Consider the following 19,440-nt stretch of genomic DNA (forward strand, 5'->3'; position numbering starts at 1 on the left):
TGCATTGTGAATATTTTGACAGGGCAAAAGTGGAAGGCGAAATGATGAAGACTAGCATTCGTCGGTTTTATGTGGCGCGCGCAAATTTCGGGCCTAATGTTTTCGCATGAGCGCTAGCGTAGCCAATGTCGCCTCGGGTGAACGATCCCGTCCCAGCCCACGGCAGGACGGCGCCGCTTGGTATGACGTGCGCAAACAGCACGCGCACCGCCAGCAAGCTCGTTCGAACGTTTATGTTTTCGGACGCAAGCCCGCGCGCGGAACGCGCCCGGCGGTCCACGCCCCGCGGGGTGCAGGGACGCGACGCCCTACGTCATTGCGGAATGAGATGGCCGCTCATTTGTTCGAGCCCGGCTCGGTCCGTGATCGACACGCGCTTGCCCGAGCACTTGATCAGCCCGAGCGATCCCAGCTTCGAGAGCCCTCGACTGACCGTTTCCAGCGTCAGGCCCAAATGGCACCCGATTTCGTCGCGCGTCATCCGCAAGTTGAACTCTTGCGAGGAATAGCCGCGCTGGGCGTAGCGCTTGGACAAATTGAGCAGGAAGGCAATGAGCCGCTCCATTGAATTCATTCGCCCGATCAGCATCAACAACGCCGACTCGCGCACCAGCTCTCGGCTCATGAGCTTGTGCAGATGGCTGCGCAAAGCCACGTTGTTTTCGCCGGCCGAGGCAAGTTCCTTGAACGGGAGGCAGCAGATCACGCTGTCTTCGAGCGCGATCGCGTCCAACACGTGATGGCCCGTGCTGATGCCGTCCATCCCCATGAATTCGCCCGCGATTTGGAAACCGATGATTTGCTCGCGGCCTTCGTTGTCGATCGCAACGGTCTTGCACGACCCCACCTTCGCAACGTAGAGATGCCGGAACGGCTCGCCGGCGCGAAAAATTGCCTCGCCCTGCTTCACTTTGCGATAGTTGCCGAACACGCCCTTGAGCGCGGCCGTCTCGCCCGTGTCGAAATCGTCCGGCAGGCAGAACCGGCGGGAGTTGCAACTCGCGCAATCGTGATGATCGGGCGCGCTCGCCGCCTTGGCGAACGATTCCTGCTGCGGCTTGAGCCATGCGACCGGGGATGCACCAGCCACTTGCGCGTGCGCCGCGCGCGGTGTGAGACGTTCGACTTCTGCAAATGCGGTGGTATCCATGTCCATGCTCCAAGACGCGCAGATCGAACGTTGGCTAACAGGGTGCGCCAATCGATCTATCGCTGCTGGTATGCATTGTCATGAATCGGGGGTGCCGAGCATATCGGCGATCCATGTCGCGTTATGTAGGTGATCCCCTACACGTTCATCGACGGTTCAGGGCTCCTCCGGCTCGCGGCGCGCCTGTTCGAGCTGCCTCAGATAGCGATCGAAAGCGTCCGCCACACGGCCGCAGGCGAAACGCCCTACCGGCGTCAAACAGAGACGCTTGGCGTCGAGTTCGACATAGCCCTTGCGCGCTAGCGGCTCGAGCGCCGCCAGTTCGCGCCGGAAGGTCATATGGAAGTCGATGCCGTAGCACTCCTCGATCGATTCGATATCCACCGAGAAATTCGCGAGCAGACCCGCCATGATCGTGCGTCGCACTAAATCGTCCGGCGTGCAGAGCAGCCCGCGTTCGACCGGCAACACTTCGCGCGCGAGCATGTCCGCATACGCATCCGCGTCCCGGGCGTTTTGGTATTGCATCGGCCCGACATTTCCGATCGCCCCTGGGCCGATCGCGATGGATGCGTACGGGATCCGAGTCGAGTAGCCATAGGGCCGCGGCGTGAGCGCCGCAATGCGTTTGGCGCCGACCCATTCGTCGGAGCGCAGTGCAAAAGCATCGTGTGCAATGTACTCGTAGCCCGCAGAGATGAGCCGGGCAAACGTCTCTTGCCGAATCACTTGCAGGCGCGCCTCGGTGTCGGCCGTGTGCCGATGTCCCACAGCCCATTGTTCGTTGCCGCCCGCGCTCAGCAAGATGCGGCTCGGCCGGCACGCCACCAGCGCCTCCACCCATGCCCGGGCAGTTCCCACGGAGGCATCCGCGGCCACGATGGGCACTTCCACGGCGATGGAACGAAAACCGCCGTCACGCGCCGCGGCCATGAGCGGCTCGATGACATCGCCCCGGCGCAGTTCCCTTGCATCGATGCTGGTGTGCAACGTGGTGACGCCGAACTCGCGCAGCGCGGCCAAGGTCTCGGCGTGCGGCGGCCGCGACGCCGCCACGCTGGCCGTGAAAGCGGCGCCCGCCTCCACATCGAAACATTCCGCGACCGCCTGGTGGACGGCCCGCAACGCGTGCTCGGACAACGCCGTCACACCGGCGGACCAATACACTTCCGCCACGCCCGCGCACACGCCGTGCTCGCGCGCGAACAGCACCATCTCGCGCCGCAACTGGACGGCGCGAACCGTGTCATAGGCGCCGGTGCGCGCGCGATCGTCGTCGCGCTCCCAGTCGAGCGGGGCGAGAACCGCCAATGAGGCCGGCCGGTACCAATACGGCTGACGGCTAGCCTTGACCCAGGACTCGACACAGGAAGCACCGAGCGCCTGCGCATACCATTGGGGTGCGGGATAACAAAAGTGCGTGCCTTCCATGAGAGTTGCCTTGCTCAGCGCGGCGCGATTCTAGCGGCTTGCATGCGCAACAGCAGGCCGCGCCTATCCTTCCTGATGCTCGAGTCTCTATCTTGCAGCGCCGACACGCCGTCCGATCTGACTTGGGTCAAGCACCCGTCATTCACGCTCCGGCCGAGCGCGGCTGCGCCCGGCGCACGAAGCGATGCCCCGGCGCTGGTAACATTGGCGCTGCGCCAGCTGCCCCAGCGTCCATTTGCCGCATTTCTGCGAGAATCGTCCGGGCCGCGGCGCGCCCGTCCCCCGCTCGGGTCTAAATACAGGAAACCGGACATCACCGAATCGCCGAGATGAAAAATCACATCCTCGAAGGCCAAACATTGGATTGGCTCCTCAGTTCGGCGGCCGACGCACTGATCATCGTCGATCCAGAAGGTCGAATCGTGCTCGCGAACCCGCCCGCCGAGCGCCTGTTCGGCTATCCGAACCAGGGGCTGAACGGGCAGATGCTCGAGATGCTGATGCCCGAGCGGTTCCGGTCCGCGCACGTCACCGAGCGCACGAACTTCTTTTCGCAATTGCGGGCGCGCCCCATGGGCGTGGGCATGGAGCTGCGCGGCCAGCGCAGCGACGGCGCCGAGATCCCGATCGAGGTGAGCTTGTCGCCGCTCGAGACCGATCGCGGGTTGCGGCTCGTCATGGCGACCATTCACGACGTCTCGCTTCGCAAGCGGGCGGAGCAAGCCTTGCTCGACAGCGAGGCGCGCATGCGCGCCGTCGTCGATACGGCGGCCGACGCCATCATCACGCTGCACGATACGGGCGCGATCGAAAGCGTCAATCCACGCACGGAGCAGTTGTTCGGCTATAAGAGCGAGGCCCTGCTCGGACAAAGCATCGCACTGTTGATGCCGGCGCTGTCGGGCGCGTTACCGGGCGACGGATTGACCAATGGCGCCCGCCATGAACTGGCCGGGCGGCGCGCGGACGGCTCCGAGCTGCCGGTCGAACTGTCGCTCTCGAAGTTTCGGGTAGGCGATCACCGGATGCTCGCAGCCGTCGTGCGCGACATCACCGAGCGCAAACAAAGCGAAGAGCGGCAACGCGCACTGATGCAGGAAATCACGACGGCGAACGAAGAGCTGACCAACTTCGCGTACGTGGTCTCGCACGACTTGAAAGCGCCGTTGCGCGGCATCGGGTCGCTGGCCGACTGGCTGTCCCACGACTACGCCGATAAATTCGATGCCGAAGGCCGCGAGCATATGCGCTTGCTGATAGGGCGCGTGCATCGCATGAGTGCGCTGATCGACGGGATTCTCGAATATTCCCGCGCTGGCCGAATCAAGGAGACGTCGACCTGGGTCGATCTGAACGCTTTGGTGCGCGAGGTCGTCGATCTCCTCGCGCCCCCTTCGAACGTCGACGTCATCGTCACGCGGCCGCTGCCCACCGTGGTGGCGGATAAAACGCGAATCCAACAAGTTTTTCAGAATCTGTTATCGAATTCGATCAAATACATGGATAAGCCGGCCGGCCAAATTCGGATCGACTGGGTCAAGCAAGAACGGGCCTATCGGTTTTCCGTGGCGGACAATGGGCCCGGCATCGAACAAAGGCACTTCGAGCGCATCTTTCAATTGTTCCAAACGCTCACCCCTCGCGATCAGGTCGAAAGCACGGGGGTGGGGTTGGCGCTCGTGAAAAAAATCGTGGAAATGTACGGCGGGCACGTCTGGCTGGAGTCGGTGATGGGTGCGGGTAGCACCTTCTTTTTCACGCTGCCCCAGCATACCCCTGCCATGTCGATGGAGAACAAAGCATGAAGGTGATGAACCAACCGATCCTGGTCGTGGAAGACGACGATGTGGACGTGATGACGATACAGCGGGCATTCAAAGAGATCCGCGTCACGAACCCGGTCGTGCGCCAGGAAAACGGCGAGATGGCGATCGACTACTTGCGCGATCCGAGCAACGCCATGCCGTGCATCATCCTGCTCGACTTGAACATGCCCGTCATGAGCGGCATCGAATTTTTGGAGATCATCAAGGCCGACGAAAACCTGCGGCGCATCCCTGTGATCGTGCTCACGACCTCCAAGGAGCAGGAAGACAAGATCAACAGCTTCAATTTCAGCGTGGCCGGTTACATGGCCAAGCCCGTCGATTACCGGCGCTTCGTCGATGTGATGCGCTCGATCGATGTCTACTGGTCGCTCAGCGAGCTGCCGGGATGATCGCGCGCCGCCGCCCCTCCATCGGCACGAAGGCATGATCGTGTCGCGCGAAACTCGAATCCTGCTCGTCGAAGACGATCTCGTCGATCGCATGGCGTGCAAACGCGCGTTGGCCGCCGATTCCGCACGCCGGTACATCGTGTTCGAAGCGGAGACGGGCGAGCAAGGGCTCCACTTGGCGATGGAGCAGCGGCCCGATTGCATCTTGCTCGACTACAACCTGCCCGATCACACCGGGCTCGAGTTCTTGGCCGCATTGGCGGGCGAGGACGGCGAGGTCGCCATCCCCGTCATGGTCCTGACCGGCGGCAGCAACGCGGCGCTGGCGGTGGAACTGATGCGCCGCGGGGCGCGCGATTATCTGACGAAGGACGCCGACCGGCATTACCTCGAGCAAGTACCGGCGGCCATCGAGCGGATGCTGAACGCGCAGCGGCTGATCGAAGCCAAACGCGAAGCGGAAGCGAAATTTCGCACGCTGGTCGAGCAAATCCCCGCCATTACGTATATTTGGTCGTCCGAGCATGGCGGGCTCGAGTACGTCAGCCCGCAAATCGCCATGCTCGGGTACACGGCCGAGGAATGGCTGCACGGGCCGTCGTTTCACGAAGCTTATGTCCACCCCGACGATCGCCGGCGCGTGCAAGAAGCCGTCGCGCTCAGCCGGGCGAGCGGCGCGGCCCTCAGCATCGAATACCGCTTGATCGCCAAGCATGGCGAGATCCTGTGGTTCCGCGACGAAGCGCAGACCATTCACGACGGTTCCGACCATCCACCGGTCCAAGGGATCTTGCTCGACATCACGCAGAGCAAGCTCGCGCAGCAAACGTTGCAGCAATCGCAAGCCGAACTGCGCTCGCTCGCGGCGCACCAGGAAAACATCAAGGAAAACGAGCGCAAGCGCATCGCCCAAGAAATCCACGACGAACTCGGCAGCCTTTTGACTGGCATCAAGGCGTATGTCTCCGTCTCCGTGGAACGATCGATCCAAGCGGGAGGCGCGGCCGATCCGCTGCTCGTGGATGCAACCCGCTTGGCGGAGGAAGCCCTGGGCGCGGTGCGCCGGGTGATCACGGATTTGCGGCCGAGCGTGTTGGATCAGCTCGGGGTGTGGGAAGCCATGAGGTGGTACGCCAATCAAATACAGACGCGCTCCGATCTCATTTGCGACTGCTCGATCGACACGGCTTTATCGACGGTCGCCATCGACGCCGACCTGAGCACCATGCTGTTCCGAGTCGTGCAAGAGGCGCTGACGAACGTCGTGCGGCATGCGGGCGCCTCGTGCGTATCGGTGCGCGCCGAAGCGCACGGTGGCGAGATCGTCGTGGAAATCAAGGACGACGGCATGGGGTTCGCCGGCGAGGATTCCGCCCGCGGCCAAACATGGGGCATCCTCGGCATGCATGAACGGGCCCGGCATTTCGGCGGCAGCTTGACGATTTCGGGACGCGCGGGACAGGGCACCACCGTCGAGCTGAGGGTTCCGATCGGGAATACACATGGGTACTGAAACCATCAAAGTCTTGCTCGTCGACGATCACACGGTCGTGCGCAACGGCGTGCGGCTCATGCTGAGCTCCGCGAGCGACATCGAAGTGACGGGCGAAGCGGCATCGGCGCAGGAAGCCGTTCGCGCGGTGGATCAGCAGCGGTTCGACGTGGCGCTCGTGGACATCGCGCTACCCGGAAAGAACGGGCTCGACTTGCTCAAAACGCTGCGCGTCGCGCATCCGCAACTGGCGGTCTTGATACTGAGCACATACGCCGAAGACATCTATGCCATGCGGGCGCTCAAGCTTGGCGCGGCAGGGTACCTGACCAAAGACAGTTCGGCGGCCACGCTCGTCGAAGCCGTGCGCAAGGCATCGAAAGGGGGCAAGTATGTGAGCCCGTCGCTCGCGGAAAGGTTTGCCAGCGCGATGAGCGGCCAAGCGCCCTCCTCGCACGAAGTCCTGTCCGATCGCGAATTGGAGGTTCTCAAGTTGCTCGCACGCGGCGAAAGCCTCGTCAACATCGGCGAGCAGTTGCATCTGAGCCCGAAGACCGTCACGACCTACCGCTCGCGCATCCTCGACAAAATGCACCTGGGCAGCAACGCCGAGTTGACGCGCTATGCGCTCGAGAACGGGCTGTTGAATTAGGGCCGCCGCTGCGCTCGCGCAAGCTTCGCGCGAACGGCAAAACGGCCGGGCCGCGTCGTTCGCGAAGCGTACAGCGAGTACGGCTAGTACCGCTAGTACATCTTGCGCGGCGGGGTCTGCCGTTTGAGCCGCGCTCGCTGCCTGGAGACCGCGCTCGCCAGTTTCCGTTTGCGCTCGGACGTCGGCTTCTCATAGGCGCAGCGCGCTCTCAACTCCTGGATCAAACCAGTCTTCTGGATTTCTCTGCGAAAGCGCCGAAGCGCGACTTCAACGGGTTCATTCAATTTCAAAACGATTTTGGTCATAGGTACCTTCTAGAAAATCTCATTCATGGCGTGCCGGCGCAATGCGCATCCCGCCCTGTTACGCAAGCGAGCGACCCTATTGCCGACGGTGCATCGTGCGGCACGCCCCTGCTGCGGCGTGCGGCGGACCGGCTGCGACTACGACTGCAACGACTGCATCCAGTTTTCGCCGTTGTGCTCGTCGATGATGGCTTGGCCGAACGCCACCGAAGCGCGGCGCGCAGCGCCCGTGCTCCGAAACGGCGCGCTTTCGTTCAGCTTGAACGTATCGCTGAATACGGAGGTCGTGCCCGCATCGCGCAGACAAATTCTCACGGCGGCGTCGAAACCGCTGTCGTAGTTACGGCTCGATCCAGCCGTCGTTTCCGAATGACAGTAGATCAAAGGGTAGATTTCAAAACCGCGGTATACGTGCATGCTCATGGCAAACTCCTGGCAATCATTGAAAGTGATGCCGTCGATGGTGAGCGGCTGCCGGCGCACGCGGCGCCCAAGCAGGCTAAGGACGAGGGGGAGGTCGAACTATCGACGGCGAGAACGCGCGTGCCAACAAGAAGCGATCGATGCGGCCTGTGAGCGGGGAGGTGAGCGTCGAACCCAGTCGCGAACCATCATACTCCGGTCGCACAGCCTAGGCGCGAGCCGCAGATTTATATTTTCCCCCGGGTTGGCGGCGCGCCTTATCGCGGGGCGGCGTAAAACGGGAGGCGAAAAAATGGGCGCCCGTTCGATATGGGGCAAGCGATCGCGCACTGCCCGTCAAAAATTATCGCGGCCCTCCTCGGCTCCCGCCATCGGCCGCGCCGACGCGCCGAATCGGCCCGCCCGAGAGAAATCGCTTGACCTATTCCTCGGCAACACGTACATTCCCTAACTCAAGTCTTCAAGAAGCGCGATTGCTGCTCATCATTGACCGCACGTACTGCGGTACTCGTTGTCCTCTCCCTCCTTGATTCTTTTTTCGCGCACGCTTAGCGGCGCATCTGTTCATTTGTCTTCATTGAAGGATTTTCATGGATACCGGTATCGTCAAGTGGTTCAACGACAGCAAGGGTTTTGGTTTTATTTCGCCTGACAGCGGCAAGGACGACCTGTTCGCGCATTTCTCGGAAATTCGCGCCGACGGCTTCCGCACGCTCGTCGAAGGCCAGCGCGTCAGCTTCGAGACGAAGCAAGGCCCGAAGGGTCTGCAAGCGTCGAACATCAAGCCCCTCTGATTCGCCTGCGCACCTCCCCCTGGGGCGCGACGGAGACGATCGGCAGCAATGCCTCCATCGTCTCCTGCCTGCCGGCGCAATCGCGCGCCGGCAGATCGTCTGCAACGCATCTCCACGCTTCATCGCTCATTGCCGCACGTGACGGCTACCGTCCGTCGATGCGCAAGCCAGATGGATGCGCCGGTGTCGTGATGCTCGGCGGCGTCGCCGCTTCGTCGCATCGCAACCGCCGTTTCGCGTCCGCGCGTCTCTCGTCGTGTTTTCAACCTTGTGCGCATCAGCCGGTTGCCGCTTCGCGGCAGGATTGGTTGCGCGATGCGCGTCCCACCATTCAATCCACGCAGTAACCGGAGGCATCAATTGGCAAAAGAAGAATTGTTGGAACTGGACGGCGTCGTCGACGAAGTGCTGCCTGATAGCCGCTATCGCGTGACGCTCGAGAACGGCGCCATCGTCGCCGCCTATGCCTCGGGACGCTTGCGAAAGAACCACATCCGCATTCTCGCGGGCGATCGCGTCAGGCTCGAGTTGTCGATGTACGACCTCACCAAAGGCCGTATCAACTATCGGCACAAGGACGAGCGGGCAACGACCGCCGCATCGCGAACACGTTTCAACCGGCGTTAATGGACGCGGGACGTGGCGCGCGCCACGTCCCGCGCAGATCATGTTCGAACACCACCCTATCGTTCGACGGGAACCCTAGACCACCATGCGCCCGAACACCTTATTTCTATTTCTTTATGCGATCACACACCAACCACTATCGCGGTTACGCGATTTCCCCTTCCGCCCATCGTCTGGCTGACGGCAGTTTTTCGTCGAACCTCGTGCTTCGCGCGGCCGACGCCGACGATGAAGCCAGTACCTACGAGTTCTACTCGTTGGAATATTTCGGCAGCAAAGAAGCCGCCTTGCATTACTCGAGCCGCTGGGCTCGCGAGTGGATCGACAACCGGGGCTGATCCCCGCATCCGCGTTCTCCATTCTTCGTTCGCCGCGTCATCGGTGCGCCGGAACGGTTCATCGGCAATCCCCCTCGCCCGTATATCGTTTGCTCGCGCATGCCGTCATTGCCGCGCCAGGCGAGCCCGCCACTTCGAACACGGCCGCTCGACCATAACGGGCGCACGCGTCGCCGTGGCGCCGATCGCGCGGGTTGCGAAAACGCACCGGGCGCAAGCATCAATCGGCAGTCCGGCGCCGTCAGCGTGTAAACTTCGACTCTTTTGACTTCCGTCGTATGGTGCAAGCCCCTCAGCGCACAGCCATAAGTGGCCCGACCCTGATTCGCTTACTTGCGCGACTGACAGTTGCCGAAGTTCCCGACGCCCGTCCCGCTTTGCCGGACCGGCTGAGCCAGTGGCTCGACTGGACCGACGCGATCAAGTTGTCCACCGCGCTGAACGGCAATCCACCCGTCATCGCCCCCGGCCCGCGCGGCAACGCCGCGGCGGCCGCGGACGACGCCGCGCGCGTGCGCGCCACGTTGGCCCGCGCCATCGCCGGCGACAGCGTATTCGCCTCCGCACAGCGGCGTTCGAACACGAGCGCGCCCGCTTCGCTCGATGCCTCGGTCGATTACGCGGTGTTTCGCCAGCGCTATCTGTTTCTGCAGCGGGAGATGGGAACGGCAATCGGCAACCTGCGCGAACGCCTGCGCGTGAGCTTGGCTGCCGCAACGCCTGCCATGGCGCGGCTGGCGATGGTGGACGCCGTGATGGAGCGCGCGCTCGCGCCGCGCGAGCAAGGTCTGCTCGCCAACGTGCCGCAGTTGCTCGCGGGGTATTTCGAGCGTTTGCGCAAGGTCGAGCAAGAAGCGCAGGCCGCCGCGCAAACCGACGCCCCGGCCGATACCTCGGGCAGCACGCCGAGCGTCGCACCGCGCGCCTGGCTCGACGCATTCCGCAAGGACATGCAAAGCGTTTTGCTCGCCGAGATGGAAGTCCGTTTTCAACCTGTCGAAGCATTGCTCGCCGCACTTCGCACTAGCTAGCTAACTGGCTCACTATGCCCAGACATCTGATCAATCTCATCGTGTTCGTGGCGGGTCTCGCCGTCGTTTGTTGGGTCGGCATCGGCTACGTCGTCTCGAACCCGCTTGCGCTCGCCGCCACGCTCTTGGTGGGCGTGTGTTACATCGCCGGCGCACTCGAGCTGCGGCGCTACAGCCAGGCCACCGATACCCTGACGCGCACCATCGCCGGTTTGTCCGAACCACCCGCCACCCTCGCCGCCTGCCTCGAGCCATTGCACCCGAGCCTGCGCAATGCGGTGCGCTTGCGCATCGAGGGTGAGCGCGCCGGCCTGCCCGGCCCCGCACTCGCGCCGTACTTGGTCGGGCTGCTCGTGCTCCTGGGGATGCTCGGCACGCTGCTGGGCATGGCGGCGACGCTGCGCGGCACCGGGATGGCGCTGGAAAGCGCGGCGGACATCCAAGCGATCCGCGCTTCGCTCGCCGCGCCGGTCAAGGGTCTGGGCTTTGCGTTCGGCACCTCGATCGCGGGCGTGGCCACCTCGGCCATGCTCGGCTTGCTCTGCGCGCTGTGCCGGCGCGAGCGGATGGAAGCGAGCCGGCAGCTCGATACCAAGATCGCCACGACGTTGCGCGTGTTTTCGCCTGCGCATCGGCGCGAGGAATCGTTCAAGCTGTTGCAGCGTCAGGCCGAAATGATGCCGACGCTGATCGACCGCCTACAAACGATGATGGCGACCATCGAGCAACAGAGCGCGGCCTCGAACGCACGGCAGCTTGCCAGCCAAGACGCCTTTCACCGCGATGTCGAAACGGCTTACGTCCGCTTGGCTTCGTCCGTCGAGCAATCGTTGAAGCGGACCGTCACCGACAGCGCGCGGGCCGCGAGCGCGGCGTTGCAACCGGTCGTCGAAGCCACGATGGCGGGGCTCGCACAGGAAAGCGCGTCGCTGCATCAGGCCGTCATGCAAGCCACGGAGCGGCAGCTCGCAGGGCTATCGACCGGCTTCGAAGCCACGACGCAGACGGTTGCAAGCATCTGGAACGACGCCTTGGACGCTCACCGGCGTTCGAGCGAATCGCTCTCGCACCACCTGACGAGCTCGCTCGAGCGCTTCACCGAAGCCTTCGAGCAACGCTCGGCCGCCCTCGTGCAGGACGTCGCCGAACGCTTGGACGCCACGGCAGGCGGCCTCTCGGGCGCGTGGACAGATGCGCTCGCGCATCAGACCCGCGCCAACGAGACGCTGGCCGACCGCAACCGGGAAGCCTTGGCCGCCGCCGCGGCAACCTTCGAGCAACATGGCGCAAGCTTGCTGCACGCTGTCGATCAATCGCATGCTCGATTGCAAGCGCAATTGGCGTCTCAAGACGAGCGGCGGGCGACAGCATGGGCAGAGACGCTCGGCTCGATGGCGGCCGAGTTGAGCCAGCAATGGGAACGAGCCGGAATACGCACGGCCGAACGCCAGCAGGAGATCTGCGACGCGTTGGCGCACACTGCGCGCGACATCTCGGCCGACGGGCAAGCGCAAGCCAAAGCGACGATTGCCGAGATCGCCCGGCTCGTGGATGCCGCGGCGCAAGCCCCGCGGGCCGCCGCCGAAGTCGTCGCGCAATTGCGGCAGAAACTCTCCGAAAGCATGGTGCGAGACAACGCGATGCTCGAAGAACGCGCTCGCCTGCTCGGAACGTTGGAGACGCTGCTTAACGCCGTCAATCACGCCTGCACCGAACAACGGTCGGCCGTCGACGCGCTAGTCGCGACGTCGGCGGGACTGCTCGACCGGGTCGGCGCGCGCTTCGCCGATCAGCTCGATGCCGAAACTGAGAAATTGGGCGCCGTCGCGACACAGGTCGCCGGCAGCGCCGTGGAAGTGGCGAGTTTGGGCGAGGCGTTCGGCGCGGCCGTGCAGTTGTTCGGCGAGTCCAACAACGACCTCGTGACCCACCTGCAGCGTATCGAAGCGGCGCTCGACAAATCGCTTGCTCGTAGTGACGAGCAGCTCGCCTACTATGTGGCGCAAGCGAGAGAAGTCGTCGATCTGAGCGTGATGTCGCAGAAGCAGATCATCGAAGACTTGCAACAGCTCGCCGGTCAGCGCGCGTTAGCCGGAGCCAAGGCGGCATGAGCGAGGAGATCGACGACGCGCTGACGCACGCGGTGCCGGTATGGGCCGCCTTCGGCGATCTCATGTCGGTGCTGCTCGGCGCCTTCATGCTGATCCTCGTATGCGTCGTCGGCGCGCAATTGGAGCTTTCGTCTCGGCTCGAACACGAAGTCAAGCAGCGGCAAATGGAAACCCAGCGCCGCCAAGCGCTCGAGCAGGCACTGGCCGGCCCGCTGGCGGCCGGACGCGTGACGCTCGTCAACGGGCGCATCGGCATCAACGGCAGCGTGCTGTTCGCGCTCAATTCCGATCGTTTGCAACCGGAAGGCCGCGAGCTGCTGAAAAGCCTGGCGGCCCCGCTGTCGAACTATCTGCGCGAGCGCGACGAGATTCTGATGGTGAGCGGCTTCACCGACGACCGGCAGGTGCGCGACGGCAACCGGCGGTTCGCCGACAACTGGGAGCTTTCGGCGCAGCGCGCGCTGACGGTGACACGCACCCTGATCGACGACGGCGTGCCCGCTGCGTCGGTATTCGCGGCCGCGTTCGGCGCACAACAGCCGGTCAGCTCGAACGCCGACGAGGCGGGACGCGCCAAAAACCGGCGCGTGGAAATCGCGCCCGTGCCGAGGCCGTCCACCGCAACGGTTCGCCATGAGTAGCGATAGCGACGCGATGCAGGCCCAAGCGATGCTCGACGCATGGCGCGCGCAAGGCGCCGACCGCATCGACCCCATGCGCTTCCTTTTCATCGAGGCGCTGGCGCGGCGCGCGGCAAGCCACGGCGGCGAAGTCCGCCATCGCGTCGATAATAAGCTGTCCGCATTACTGGATGCCTATCGGCGCGATATCGAGCAAGCGGCGGCGCCTTCCCCCCACGACGCGGCGGCCTTATCCGAGCGCAAGCCAACGCGCGGCCCGCTTGCCGAACTGACCGAGTACCTCACAAGCCACGCGCACACGCGCGGCGGCAACCCCGCGGCCGAGCGCGGCGCTCGTGCGGCATCGTCGTATCCGGAGCTGCCGGTGCTCGATGAGTTACGAGCGCTGTGGGCCGGGATCAGCGCCCAGAAGCAACTACGGCAATCGCTCGCGCAGGTGCCGGGAAACGCGGGTCCGCTCAATTCGAGCAGCCTCGTGCATCGCGCCCTGTCGCTGATGCACGACCTCTCTCCGGGGTATCTGCAGCAATTTCTCTCGTACGTCGACGCCTTGTCATGCCTCGAATCGATGGGCGGTGGCGTGGCGGCGAGCAAGCACGCGCCGCGCGCGGAGAAAGCGGGCGAGACGCCCAGGAAGCGCCGACGTAGCGGCGGTTAGCGAGCGTCGTTCATCGCGCCACGCACCCGCGAGCGCCTCCCTTTGCCGGTTGAGCGGGCGCATCGTCTACGGCCGCAGCACGCTTGCACGCCACCCAATCCTCACGTTGTGACATAAATCAAAGCAATGTTGCCCGGCCCGCGACATCATTGTTTTCAGTGCAAGATTGCACGGCGGGTGAGGTCCACCACAGGCTATCCATGATCGATCCGGTCTTACGCGGGCGGCGTGACTCATTCGCGGGCGGAACACAGACTAGGAACGAGCATGAGCGAGCCGTTGAACGACTGGGATCCGACGTCGGATCCTGTCCTGCGAGATCAGATCGCCGCGTATGACGCGATGCGGCGGCATTGCCCCGTCGCCCACAGCCGTTACCTGAAATGGTCGCTTTTTCGGCACGACGATGTCATGCGCGTTCTGAACGACCCGCATACGTTCAGCAATGCGGCATCGGGACACTTGTCGGTGCCCAACGGCATGGACCCGCCCGAGCACGAACGCTATCGCGCGATTATCGATCCGTATTTCGGCCCCGAGCGGATGAGCGCGTTCGAACCCGTATGCCGCGACATAGCGAGCGATCTCGTCGACGCATTGAACAAGCCGAGCGAGATGGAATTCATGTCCGGATTCGCACAAATGTTTGCGATACGGATCCAGTGCGCGTTTCTTGGATGGCCGTGGACACTGCAGGCCCCGCTGCTCGAATGGATGGGGCTGAACCACGCAGCCACGCTCGCGGGCGATAGGACGGCGCTGGACCGCCTCGCCGTTCGGTTCGATGGCCATATCCGCGCGCTGCTCGACGAACGTCGGGCGCTGGGCGAGCATGCGCCCGATGACCTCACGACACGTCTGTTGAATGAGCGAATCGGCGCGCGCCCGCTCTCCGATTCGGAGATCGTCAGCATCCTGCGTAATTGGACCGTCGGGGAACTCGGAACGATCGCCGCCTGTGTCGGCATCCTCGCGCACTATGTCGCCGCGCACGCCGATGTTCAGCACGACCTTCGCGCGTGCCCCCACTTACTGCCGAAGGCGATCGACGAAATCTTGCGGATCCATCCGCCATTCATCGCCAACCGCAGAACGCCCACGCAAGCCGCGTCGATCGGGGGGCGCACCATCGCGGCAGGAGACCGGATCACGCTGATCTGGGCCTCGGCCAACCGCGATGAAGCCGTGTTCGGCAACCCCGACGAGTTTCGATTGGATCGCGACCCCGCCGACAACCTGCTGTACGGCGCCGGTATCCACGCCTGCCCCGGCGCCCCGTTGGCGCGACTCGAGTTGCGCGTCGCGATGGAAGCCTTGCTGGCGGGCACCACGAAGATCAGCCTCGCACGGTCCGGCAGCGCCCCCGTGCACGCCGTTTATCCGGCGGCCGGTTATTCCACGTTGCCGCTGTCGATCGAGTAGGTCGTGCAAGGTCGCTGGCGCCGCCGGCAAGCGCCCGGCTCGAACTGGGCGCCCGGCGGTGTGCGAGAGAACGTTTAGCGCGGCCGGTCGTTCGAGGTGGAGGGCATAGAACGAGGACGCGCACCTTTATGTATATTATTTGCCCATCTTTTGTTGCGTTGCCGGAGCAACGGAAGCGCTGATGCCGTACGACTAAAGCGCTGGTTTCGATTCAATAAGGCTCGTACGTTTGCTTCCCCGGCTTATTGCCAGGATGTCGTAATTGATATATTGTGCGTATGTTTTTTAGCGGCCCACCTGTGATCCGCCAATGCATCGGCCAATCTCTAGCCGACGCGGGGGAACCCAGGCGCCATCGACCGAAGCGAGGCAGAACCCGTGCGCAAAGTGAAATTCGACAACGTCCTCGTCAAGCCTGCGCCATCGTTCGACGAGCCGATCGAAATGCTCAAGGCCTGCCACGAGCGCATCGCCGAGCAGTGCGCCACACTAGAAAAGCTGGCGGCTCACCTGCTCTCGCACGGCGCGGACGAGCAAGCGCAACAGGCAAGCAAGAACATCATGCGCTATTTCGACGTCGCGGGTCCGCATCATCATGCCGATGAAGAAGACGATCTCTTCCCGCTGTTGAACGAGACTGCCAAGCGCCGCGGCTCCCCGGTTGCGGAGAGAATCGAGTCGTTGCTCGGCGAGCATCGCGAGCTCGAAGCGGCTTGGGCGCAGGTGCGCCCCGTGCTGGCCGATATCGCCCAAGGCCTTACCACGCCGCTCGAGCGCAGCTTGGTGGACCGGTTCGTGAACGCTTATCGCAATCACATGGCCTTCGAGGAAAGCGAGATCCTACCGCTCGCGCAAGCATGGTTGGATCACCGGCAACTGGCCAAGCTCAGCGCCGCCATGGTGGCTCGGCGCACAGTCAAGCCCAAGTAGCGGTTGCAATGACGAGGTCAGGCGCGTTATACACAGCGAGGACGCCCACCGAATCCCCGCCGCCACCCCTATTCGCCGCCTCATGCCGCCACTCGACGCTGCCATCCTGTCGACCGCCCGACTCACGCTTCGCCCGCTCGGCCCGCAAGACGTCACCCCGCTCTTCGTCATGTACTCGGACGCGCAATTCATGCGCTACTGGTCGTTTCCGGTCATGCGACGTTTCGAGCAGGCCGTCGACTACGTCGCCCGCCGCTTGCAAGGGTCCGGGGCGGACATCGAGATCGTCTGGGCCATCGAATTGAATGCGACGCGCGAGGTGATCGGCATCTGCTCGCTGTTCAACGTGGAGATGGCGTCCACGCGTGCGGAGATCGGCTTCGGCTTGCAAAGCGCGTTCTGGGGCAAAGGCTACATGAGCGAGGCCGCGCGCGCCGTGATCGATTGCGCGTTCGACGTCTTGCGCCTACACCGTCTCGAAGCCGAAACCGACCCGCGCAACGTCGCATCGGCCCGGGTGCTCGAGCGCCTGGGCTTTATCCGCGAAGGACTCTTGCGCGAACGATGGATCATCGACGGCCAGATCTCCAATAGTGTGATCTATGGACTGTTGCAAACGGACAGACGTTAAGCGGTAGACCGGCGGCGAGGGGCTTGCTGCCGCGCGGATCGGCGCACAGGCATGCCGCCTGCGACAGCACGAAGCATGACGGTACGGATCCGCGAGGGTCGATCGATGGCTTCATCCTGGTTGAATCGTTTTCCGCGCGAAGCGCGCCGCGAGGGCGCGTGCGCGGTAGATGCAGTGCAACACTTCGGCGATGACCGCTGTTCCACCATGGCCGCCGGCATCGCCTTCTATTCGGCGTTCTCGCTGGCTCCGATGCTCGTCATGGTGATTGCGGTGGCCGGTTGGTTCTTCGGGGCGAACGCCATCCGCGGGCAAATCTTTCAAGACGCGCACCTCCTGATCGGCGACCAAGCCGCCGCCGCGGTCCAAATGATCGTCGCCAACGCTCGCTCGCATAGCGGTTCGGGCGGGACTGCCGCATTCGTGTCGTTCGTCGCGCTCGCGCTCGGCGCATCCGCGACATTCGCCTCGCTCAATACGGCGCTGTCCATCGTTTGGCCCGCCGACGCATCGCAACGTGTATCGAGCGTCATGGCCCTCGTCAAAGTCAGGTTGATCTCGTTCGGTCTCGTGCTCGGCGTGGCCTTTCTCGCGATCGTCTCGCTGGTGCTCGACACGGTCGTGACGTTCATCGGCGAGTGGCTCTTGGGCGGCACCCCATTCGTGGTGATCGGGGATATCTTGCAACTCATCCTCGGCGTAGTCGTACTCGCCTTCTCGTTCGCCGCATTGCTCAAGTTCCTGCCCGATGCGCGCGTTGCATGGCGCGATGCCCTCACCGGAGGGATCGTGGCCGCATTGCTGTTCACCGCCGGCAAGAAGCTTTTCGCGCTTTATTTGGCCCACGCGGGGCTTGCCAATGCATTTGGCGCGGCCGGCTCGCTCGCCGCTTTATTGATGTGGCTGTATTTTTCCGCCGCCGTGCTATTGCTCGGCGCCGAGTATGCAGCGGCGCGCGGCCGCCGGCGTATGCAATCGGCGGCCAGCATTCGGCGCAATAAGCCAGATGATTAGTTGCGATTCGCCGGCGATCATATTTCGACAAACTTGTCTACTCGCCATTCGCGCGGCGGCGCCGCGCTTAATACCGCGTTCCGAGGCAAGCCGCACCGAGAAGCGACGAGCCGCACCCAGTTTGGGCCGGCGGCCAGGTCTTAGAACCACCAACATTGGGCGCGATGCACGAGTGCGGTGAAAATTTGCACAGTTGCGTCACAGTTTTGCGTTTTCTCTAATTTAGTATTTCAAATGCGGCAATAATCCGCACTCCGCCGATAGCCACTATTGGCATGTTCTAATCCCGTCGTGTTTCCTTTTGACGACAACGAATAAATTTCCGTTCTGCCTTTCAACTCCATTGCGCTATTCTCCTTTCCGCAACAGTCTAATAACGTTTCGCGTGGAGAAATGATGAAAAAAATCGCTTTGTCAACCCTCTCGCTGGCGCTGCTCGGTGCAGCCGGCGCCGCTCATGCGCAAAGCAGCGTGACGCTGTACGGTGTGATCGACACGTCGCTGACGTACGTCCATAACGCATCGGGCGATCAACATCTGTGGGCGCTCGGCAATGCGAGCGGCGGCGATTTGGCCGGCACGCGCTGGGGCATCAAGGGCCAAGAAGACCTGGGCAACGGTCTGGCCGCGATCTTCCAATTGGAAAACGGCTTCGATCCGTCGAACGGCCGTAACGGGCAAGGCAACCGCGAATTCGGCCGTCAAGCGTTCGTCGGCTTGACGAGCTCGCAAGTCGGCACGGTGACGCTCGGCCGCCAGTACGACCCGGTGGTCGATCTCGTCCAAGCAATCACGGCCGACAACTACTTCGGCAGCGCGTTCGCCACGCCGGGCGATGTCGACAACTACGACAACAGCTCACGCACGAACAACGCGATCAAGTTCCAGTCGATTTCGTACGCCGGCCTGCAATTCGAAGCCATGTACGCATTCGGCGGCGTTGCCGGTTCGACCGGCGCCGGCCAAACGTGGTCGCTCGCCGCTGCCTACAACAACGGCCCGCTCGGCCTGGCTGCCGGCTACTTCCACGCCGATAATTCGAACACGCTGGCAAGCGGCCTGCGCACCGGCTGGAACAGCACGTCGGATGGCACGTTCGATTCGAACATCAACAACTTCTACGCCACGGCCAAGTCGATCGGCATCGCGCGCTTGGCTGCGCAGTACACGGTCGGCCCGTTCACGATGGGCGCGAGCTACAGCAACGCGCAGTACAAGCCCGACGGTTTCTCGGCTTTCGGCTCGAGCGAGAAGTTCAACGTCGGTCAAGGCTTCTTGAACTATCAAGCCACGCCGGCGCTGCTGCTGGGCCTGGGCTACACGTACACGAAGTCGAGCGGCGATACGTCGGCCACGTATCACCAGGCTTCGCTGGGCGCGGATTACTCGCTCTCCAAGCGCACGGACGTGTATTTGGTCGGCGCCTATCAGCACGCCAGCGGTCAGACGCGTGACCCGGTCACGGGCGGTGTGACGAACGCGCAAGCGTCGATCGGCTCGTACGGCTACAACGGCACGAGTTCGCAAGAACTCGTCGCTTTGGGCCTGCGCCACAAGTTCTAAGCGAAGAAA

The 19,440-nt window shown here is 63.3% G+C and carries 20 protein-coding genes; 16 read left to right on the forward strand and 4 right to left on the reverse strand.

Features of this window, described 5'->3' with window-relative positions; genetic code table 11:
• Positions 1–313: 313 nt before the first annotated feature.
• Together MMB74_RS09295 and MMB74_RS09300 are read right to left on the reverse strand one after the other, a co-directional pair.
• Positions 314–1,150 (reverse strand): helix-turn-helix domain-containing protein, encoded by an 837-nt coding sequence (locus MMB74_RS09295; protein ID WP_277428335.1) that lies wholly within the window; start codon positions 1,148–1,150, stop codon positions 314–316.
• A 156-nt stretch (positions 1,151–1,306) separates the two neighbouring features.
• On the reverse strand, positions 1,307–2,581 hold the full coding sequence (locus tag MMB74_RS09300) for a hypothetical protein (RefSeq protein ID WP_277428336.1): 1,275 nt from the start codon (positions 2,579–2,581) through the stop codon (positions 1,307–1,309).
• A gap of 329 nt (positions 2,582–2,910) precedes the next feature.
• Here MMB74_RS09300 and MMB74_RS09305 point away from each other — a divergent pair, with 329 nt between their 5' ends.
• The 4 genes from MMB74_RS09305 to MMB74_RS09320 are packed head-to-tail and all read left to right on the forward strand — an operon-like array spanning position 2,911 to position 6,943.
• Complete coding sequence (locus tag MMB74_RS09305) at positions 2,911–4,386, forward strand: PAS domain-containing sensor histidine kinase (protein ID WP_277428337.1); 1,476 nt, start codon at positions 2,911–2,913, stop codon at positions 4,384–4,386.
• Positions 4,383–4,799, forward strand: coding sequence for a response regulator (locus tag MMB74_RS09310; RefSeq protein WP_277428338.1), 417 nt, complete (start codon positions 4,383–4,385; stop codon positions 4,797–4,799). Before MMB74_RS09305 ends, MMB74_RS09310 begins: the two co-directional genes overlap by 4 nt.
• 40 nt (positions 4,800–4,839) lie before the next feature.
• Entirely contained in the window at positions 4,840–6,312 is a 1,473-nt protein-coding gene (locus MMB74_RS09315; RefSeq protein ID WP_277428339.1) for a response regulator, read from the forward strand.
• The gene (locus MMB74_RS09320; RefSeq protein ID WP_277428340.1) at positions 6,302–6,943 is read left to right on the forward strand and encodes a response regulator transcription factor; all 642 of its coding nucleotides are present in this window, start codon (positions 6,302–6,304) and stop codon (positions 6,941–6,943) included. Before MMB74_RS09315 ends, MMB74_RS09320 begins: the two co-directional genes overlap by 11 nt.
• 92 nt (positions 6,944–7,035) lie before the next feature.
• On the opposite strand, the gene rpsU is transcribed toward MMB74_RS09320, so the two are convergent.
• Positions 7,036–7,248 carry a 30S ribosomal protein S21 gene (gene rpsU, locus MMB74_RS09325; RefSeq protein ID WP_277428341.1) on the reverse strand — a complete coding sequence of 71 codons (213 nt, stop codon included), beginning with the start codon at positions 7,246–7,248 and terminating at the stop codon, positions 7,036–7,038.
• 138 nt (positions 7,249–7,386) lie between these two features.
• Entirely contained in the window at positions 7,387–7,671 is a 285-nt protein-coding gene (locus tag MMB74_RS09330) for a hypothetical protein (RefSeq protein WP_277428342.1), read from the reverse strand.
• A gap of 590 nt (positions 7,672–8,261) precedes the next feature.
• Between MMB74_RS09330 and MMB74_RS09335 the strand changes: the two genes are divergently transcribed.
• The 12 genes from MMB74_RS09335 (at position 8,262) to MMB74_RS09390 (ending at position 19,431) form a co-directional block, all read left to right on the forward strand.
• On the forward strand, positions 8,262–8,465 hold the full coding sequence (locus MMB74_RS09335; RefSeq protein WP_277428343.1) for a cold-shock protein: 204 nt from the start codon (positions 8,262–8,264) through the stop codon (positions 8,463–8,465).
• A 360-nt stretch (positions 8,466–8,825) separates the two neighbouring features.
• On the forward strand, positions 8,826–9,092 hold the full coding sequence (gene infA / locus MMB74_RS09340) for a translation initiation factor IF-1 (RefSeq protein WP_277428344.1): 267 nt from the start codon (positions 8,826–8,828) through the stop codon (positions 9,090–9,092).
• A gap of 116 nt (positions 9,093–9,208) precedes the next feature.
• Positions 9,209–9,430: a hypothetical protein gene (locus tag MMB74_RS09345; RefSeq protein ID WP_277428345.1), complete on the forward strand. Its 222-nt coding sequence runs from the start codon at positions 9,209–9,211 to the stop codon at positions 9,428–9,430.
• Positions 9,431–9,708: 278 nt separating this feature from the next.
• Positions 9,709–10,461 (forward strand): DUF3348 domain-containing protein, encoded by a 753-nt coding sequence (locus tag MMB74_RS09350; protein ID WP_277428346.1) that lies wholly within the window; start codon positions 9,709–9,711, stop codon positions 10,459–10,461.
• 14 nt (positions 10,462–10,475) lie between these two features.
• Positions 10,476–12,572, forward strand: coding sequence for a DUF802 domain-containing protein (locus MMB74_RS09355; RefSeq protein ID WP_277428347.1), 2,097 nt, complete (start codon positions 10,476–10,478; stop codon positions 12,570–12,572).
• Positions 12,569–13,213 (forward strand): OmpA family protein, encoded by a 645-nt coding sequence (locus MMB74_RS09360; RefSeq protein WP_277428348.1) that lies wholly within the window; start codon positions 12,569–12,571, stop codon positions 13,211–13,213. The genes MMB74_RS09355 and MMB74_RS09360 overlap by 4 nt, the downstream gene beginning before the upstream one ends.
• Positions 13,206–13,871, forward strand: coding sequence for a DUF2894 domain-containing protein (locus MMB74_RS09365; protein ID WP_277428349.1), 666 nt, complete (start codon positions 13,206–13,208; stop codon positions 13,869–13,871). Before MMB74_RS09360 ends, MMB74_RS09365 begins: the two co-directional genes overlap by 8 nt.
• A 267-nt stretch (positions 13,872–14,138) precedes the next feature.
• Positions 14,139–15,293: a cytochrome P450 gene (locus MMB74_RS09370; RefSeq protein WP_277428350.1), complete on the forward strand. Its 1,155-nt coding sequence runs from the start codon at positions 14,139–14,141 to the stop codon at positions 15,291–15,293.
• A 378-nt stretch (positions 15,294–15,671) separates the two neighbouring features.
• Positions 15,672–16,223: a hemerythrin domain-containing protein gene (locus MMB74_RS09375; protein WP_277428351.1), complete on the forward strand. Its 552-nt coding sequence runs from the start codon at positions 15,672–15,674 to the stop codon at positions 16,221–16,223.
• 82 nt (positions 16,224–16,305) lie between these two features.
• Entirely contained in the window at positions 16,306–16,854 is a 549-nt protein-coding gene (locus MMB74_RS09380; RefSeq protein WP_277428352.1) for a GNAT family N-acetyltransferase, read from the forward strand.
• A 105-nt stretch (positions 16,855–16,959) separates the two neighbouring features.
• A complete protein-coding gene (locus MMB74_RS09385; RefSeq protein ID WP_277428353.1) occupies positions 16,960–17,868 on the forward strand; it encodes a YihY/virulence factor BrkB family protein in 909 nt (302 codons plus the stop codon).
• Between the two features lie 396 nt (positions 17,869–18,264).
• On the forward strand, positions 18,265–19,431 hold the full coding sequence (locus MMB74_RS09390) for a porin (RefSeq protein ID WP_277428354.1): 1,167 nt from the start codon (positions 18,265–18,267) through the stop codon (positions 19,429–19,431).
• Positions 19,432–19,440 lie beyond the last annotated feature (9 nt).

It is taken from the genome of Trinickia sp. Y13, from assembly GCF_029522115.1.
GTDB lineage: Bacteria > Pseudomonadota > Gammaproteobacteria > Burkholderiales > Burkholderiaceae > Trinickia.

What these genes read in the sequence shown, in the direction of transcription:
- MMB74_RS09295 (WP_277428335.1), bottom strand. Translation starts at nt 1,150, where the DNA reads ATGGATACCACCGCATTTGCAGAAGTCGAACGTCTCACACCGCGCGCG.
- MMB74_RS09300 (WP_277428336.1), bottom strand. Translation starts at nt 2,581, where the DNA reads ATGGAAGGCACGCACTTTTGTTATCCCGCACCCCAATGGTATGCGCAG.
- MMB74_RS09305 (WP_277428337.1), top strand. Translation starts at nt 2,911, where the DNA reads ATGAAAAATCACATCCTCGAAGGCCAAACATTGGATTGGCTCCTCAGT.
- MMB74_RS09310 (WP_277428338.1), top strand. Translation starts at nt 4,383, where the DNA reads ATGAAGGTGATGAACCAACCGATCCTGGTCGTGGAAGACGACGATGTG.
- MMB74_RS09320 (WP_277428340.1), top strand. Translation starts at nt 6,302, where the DNA reads ATGGGTACTGAAACCATCAAAGTCTTGCTCGTCGACGATCACACGGTC.
- rpsU (WP_277428341.1), bottom strand. Translation starts at nt 7,248, where the DNA reads ATGACCAAAATCGTTTTGAAATTGAATGAACCCGTTGAAGTCGCGCTT.
- MMB74_RS09330 (WP_277428342.1), bottom strand. Translation starts at nt 7,671, where the DNA reads ATGAGCATGCACGTATACCGCGGTTTTGAAATCTACCCTTTGATCTAC.
- MMB74_RS09335 (WP_277428343.1), top strand. Translation starts at nt 8,262, where the DNA reads ATGGATACCGGTATCGTCAAGTGGTTCAACGACAGCAAGGGTTTTGGT.
- MMB74_RS09345 (WP_277428345.1), top strand. Translation starts at nt 9,209, where the DNA reads ATGCGATCACACACCAACCACTATCGCGGTTACGCGATTTCCCCTTCC.
- MMB74_RS09350 (WP_277428346.1), top strand. Translation starts at nt 9,709, where the DNA reads ATGGTGCAAGCCCCTCAGCGCACAGCCATAAGTGGCCCGACCCTGATT.
- MMB74_RS09355 (WP_277428347.1), top strand. Translation starts at nt 10,476, where the DNA reads ATGCCCAGACATCTGATCAATCTCATCGTGTTCGTGGCGGGTCTCGCC.
- MMB74_RS09360 (WP_277428348.1), top strand. Translation starts at nt 12,569, where the DNA reads ATGAGCGAGGAGATCGACGACGCGCTGACGCACGCGGTGCCGGTATGG.
- MMB74_RS09365 (WP_277428349.1), top strand. Translation starts at nt 13,206, where the DNA reads ATGAGTAGCGATAGCGACGCGATGCAGGCCCAAGCGATGCTCGACGCA.
- MMB74_RS09370 (WP_277428350.1), top strand. Translation starts at nt 14,139, where the DNA reads ATGAGCGAGCCGTTGAACGACTGGGATCCGACGTCGGATCCTGTCCTG.
- MMB74_RS09380 (WP_277428352.1), top strand. Translation starts at nt 16,306, where the DNA reads ATGCCGCCACTCGACGCTGCCATCCTGTCGACCGCCCGACTCACGCTT.
- MMB74_RS09385 (WP_277428353.1), top strand. Translation starts at nt 16,960, where the DNA reads ATGGCTTCATCCTGGTTGAATCGTTTTCCGCGCGAAGCGCGCCGCGAG.
- MMB74_RS09390 (WP_277428354.1), top strand. Translation starts at nt 18,265, where the DNA reads ATGAAAAAAATCGCTTTGTCAACCCTCTCGCTGGCGCTGCTCGGTGCA.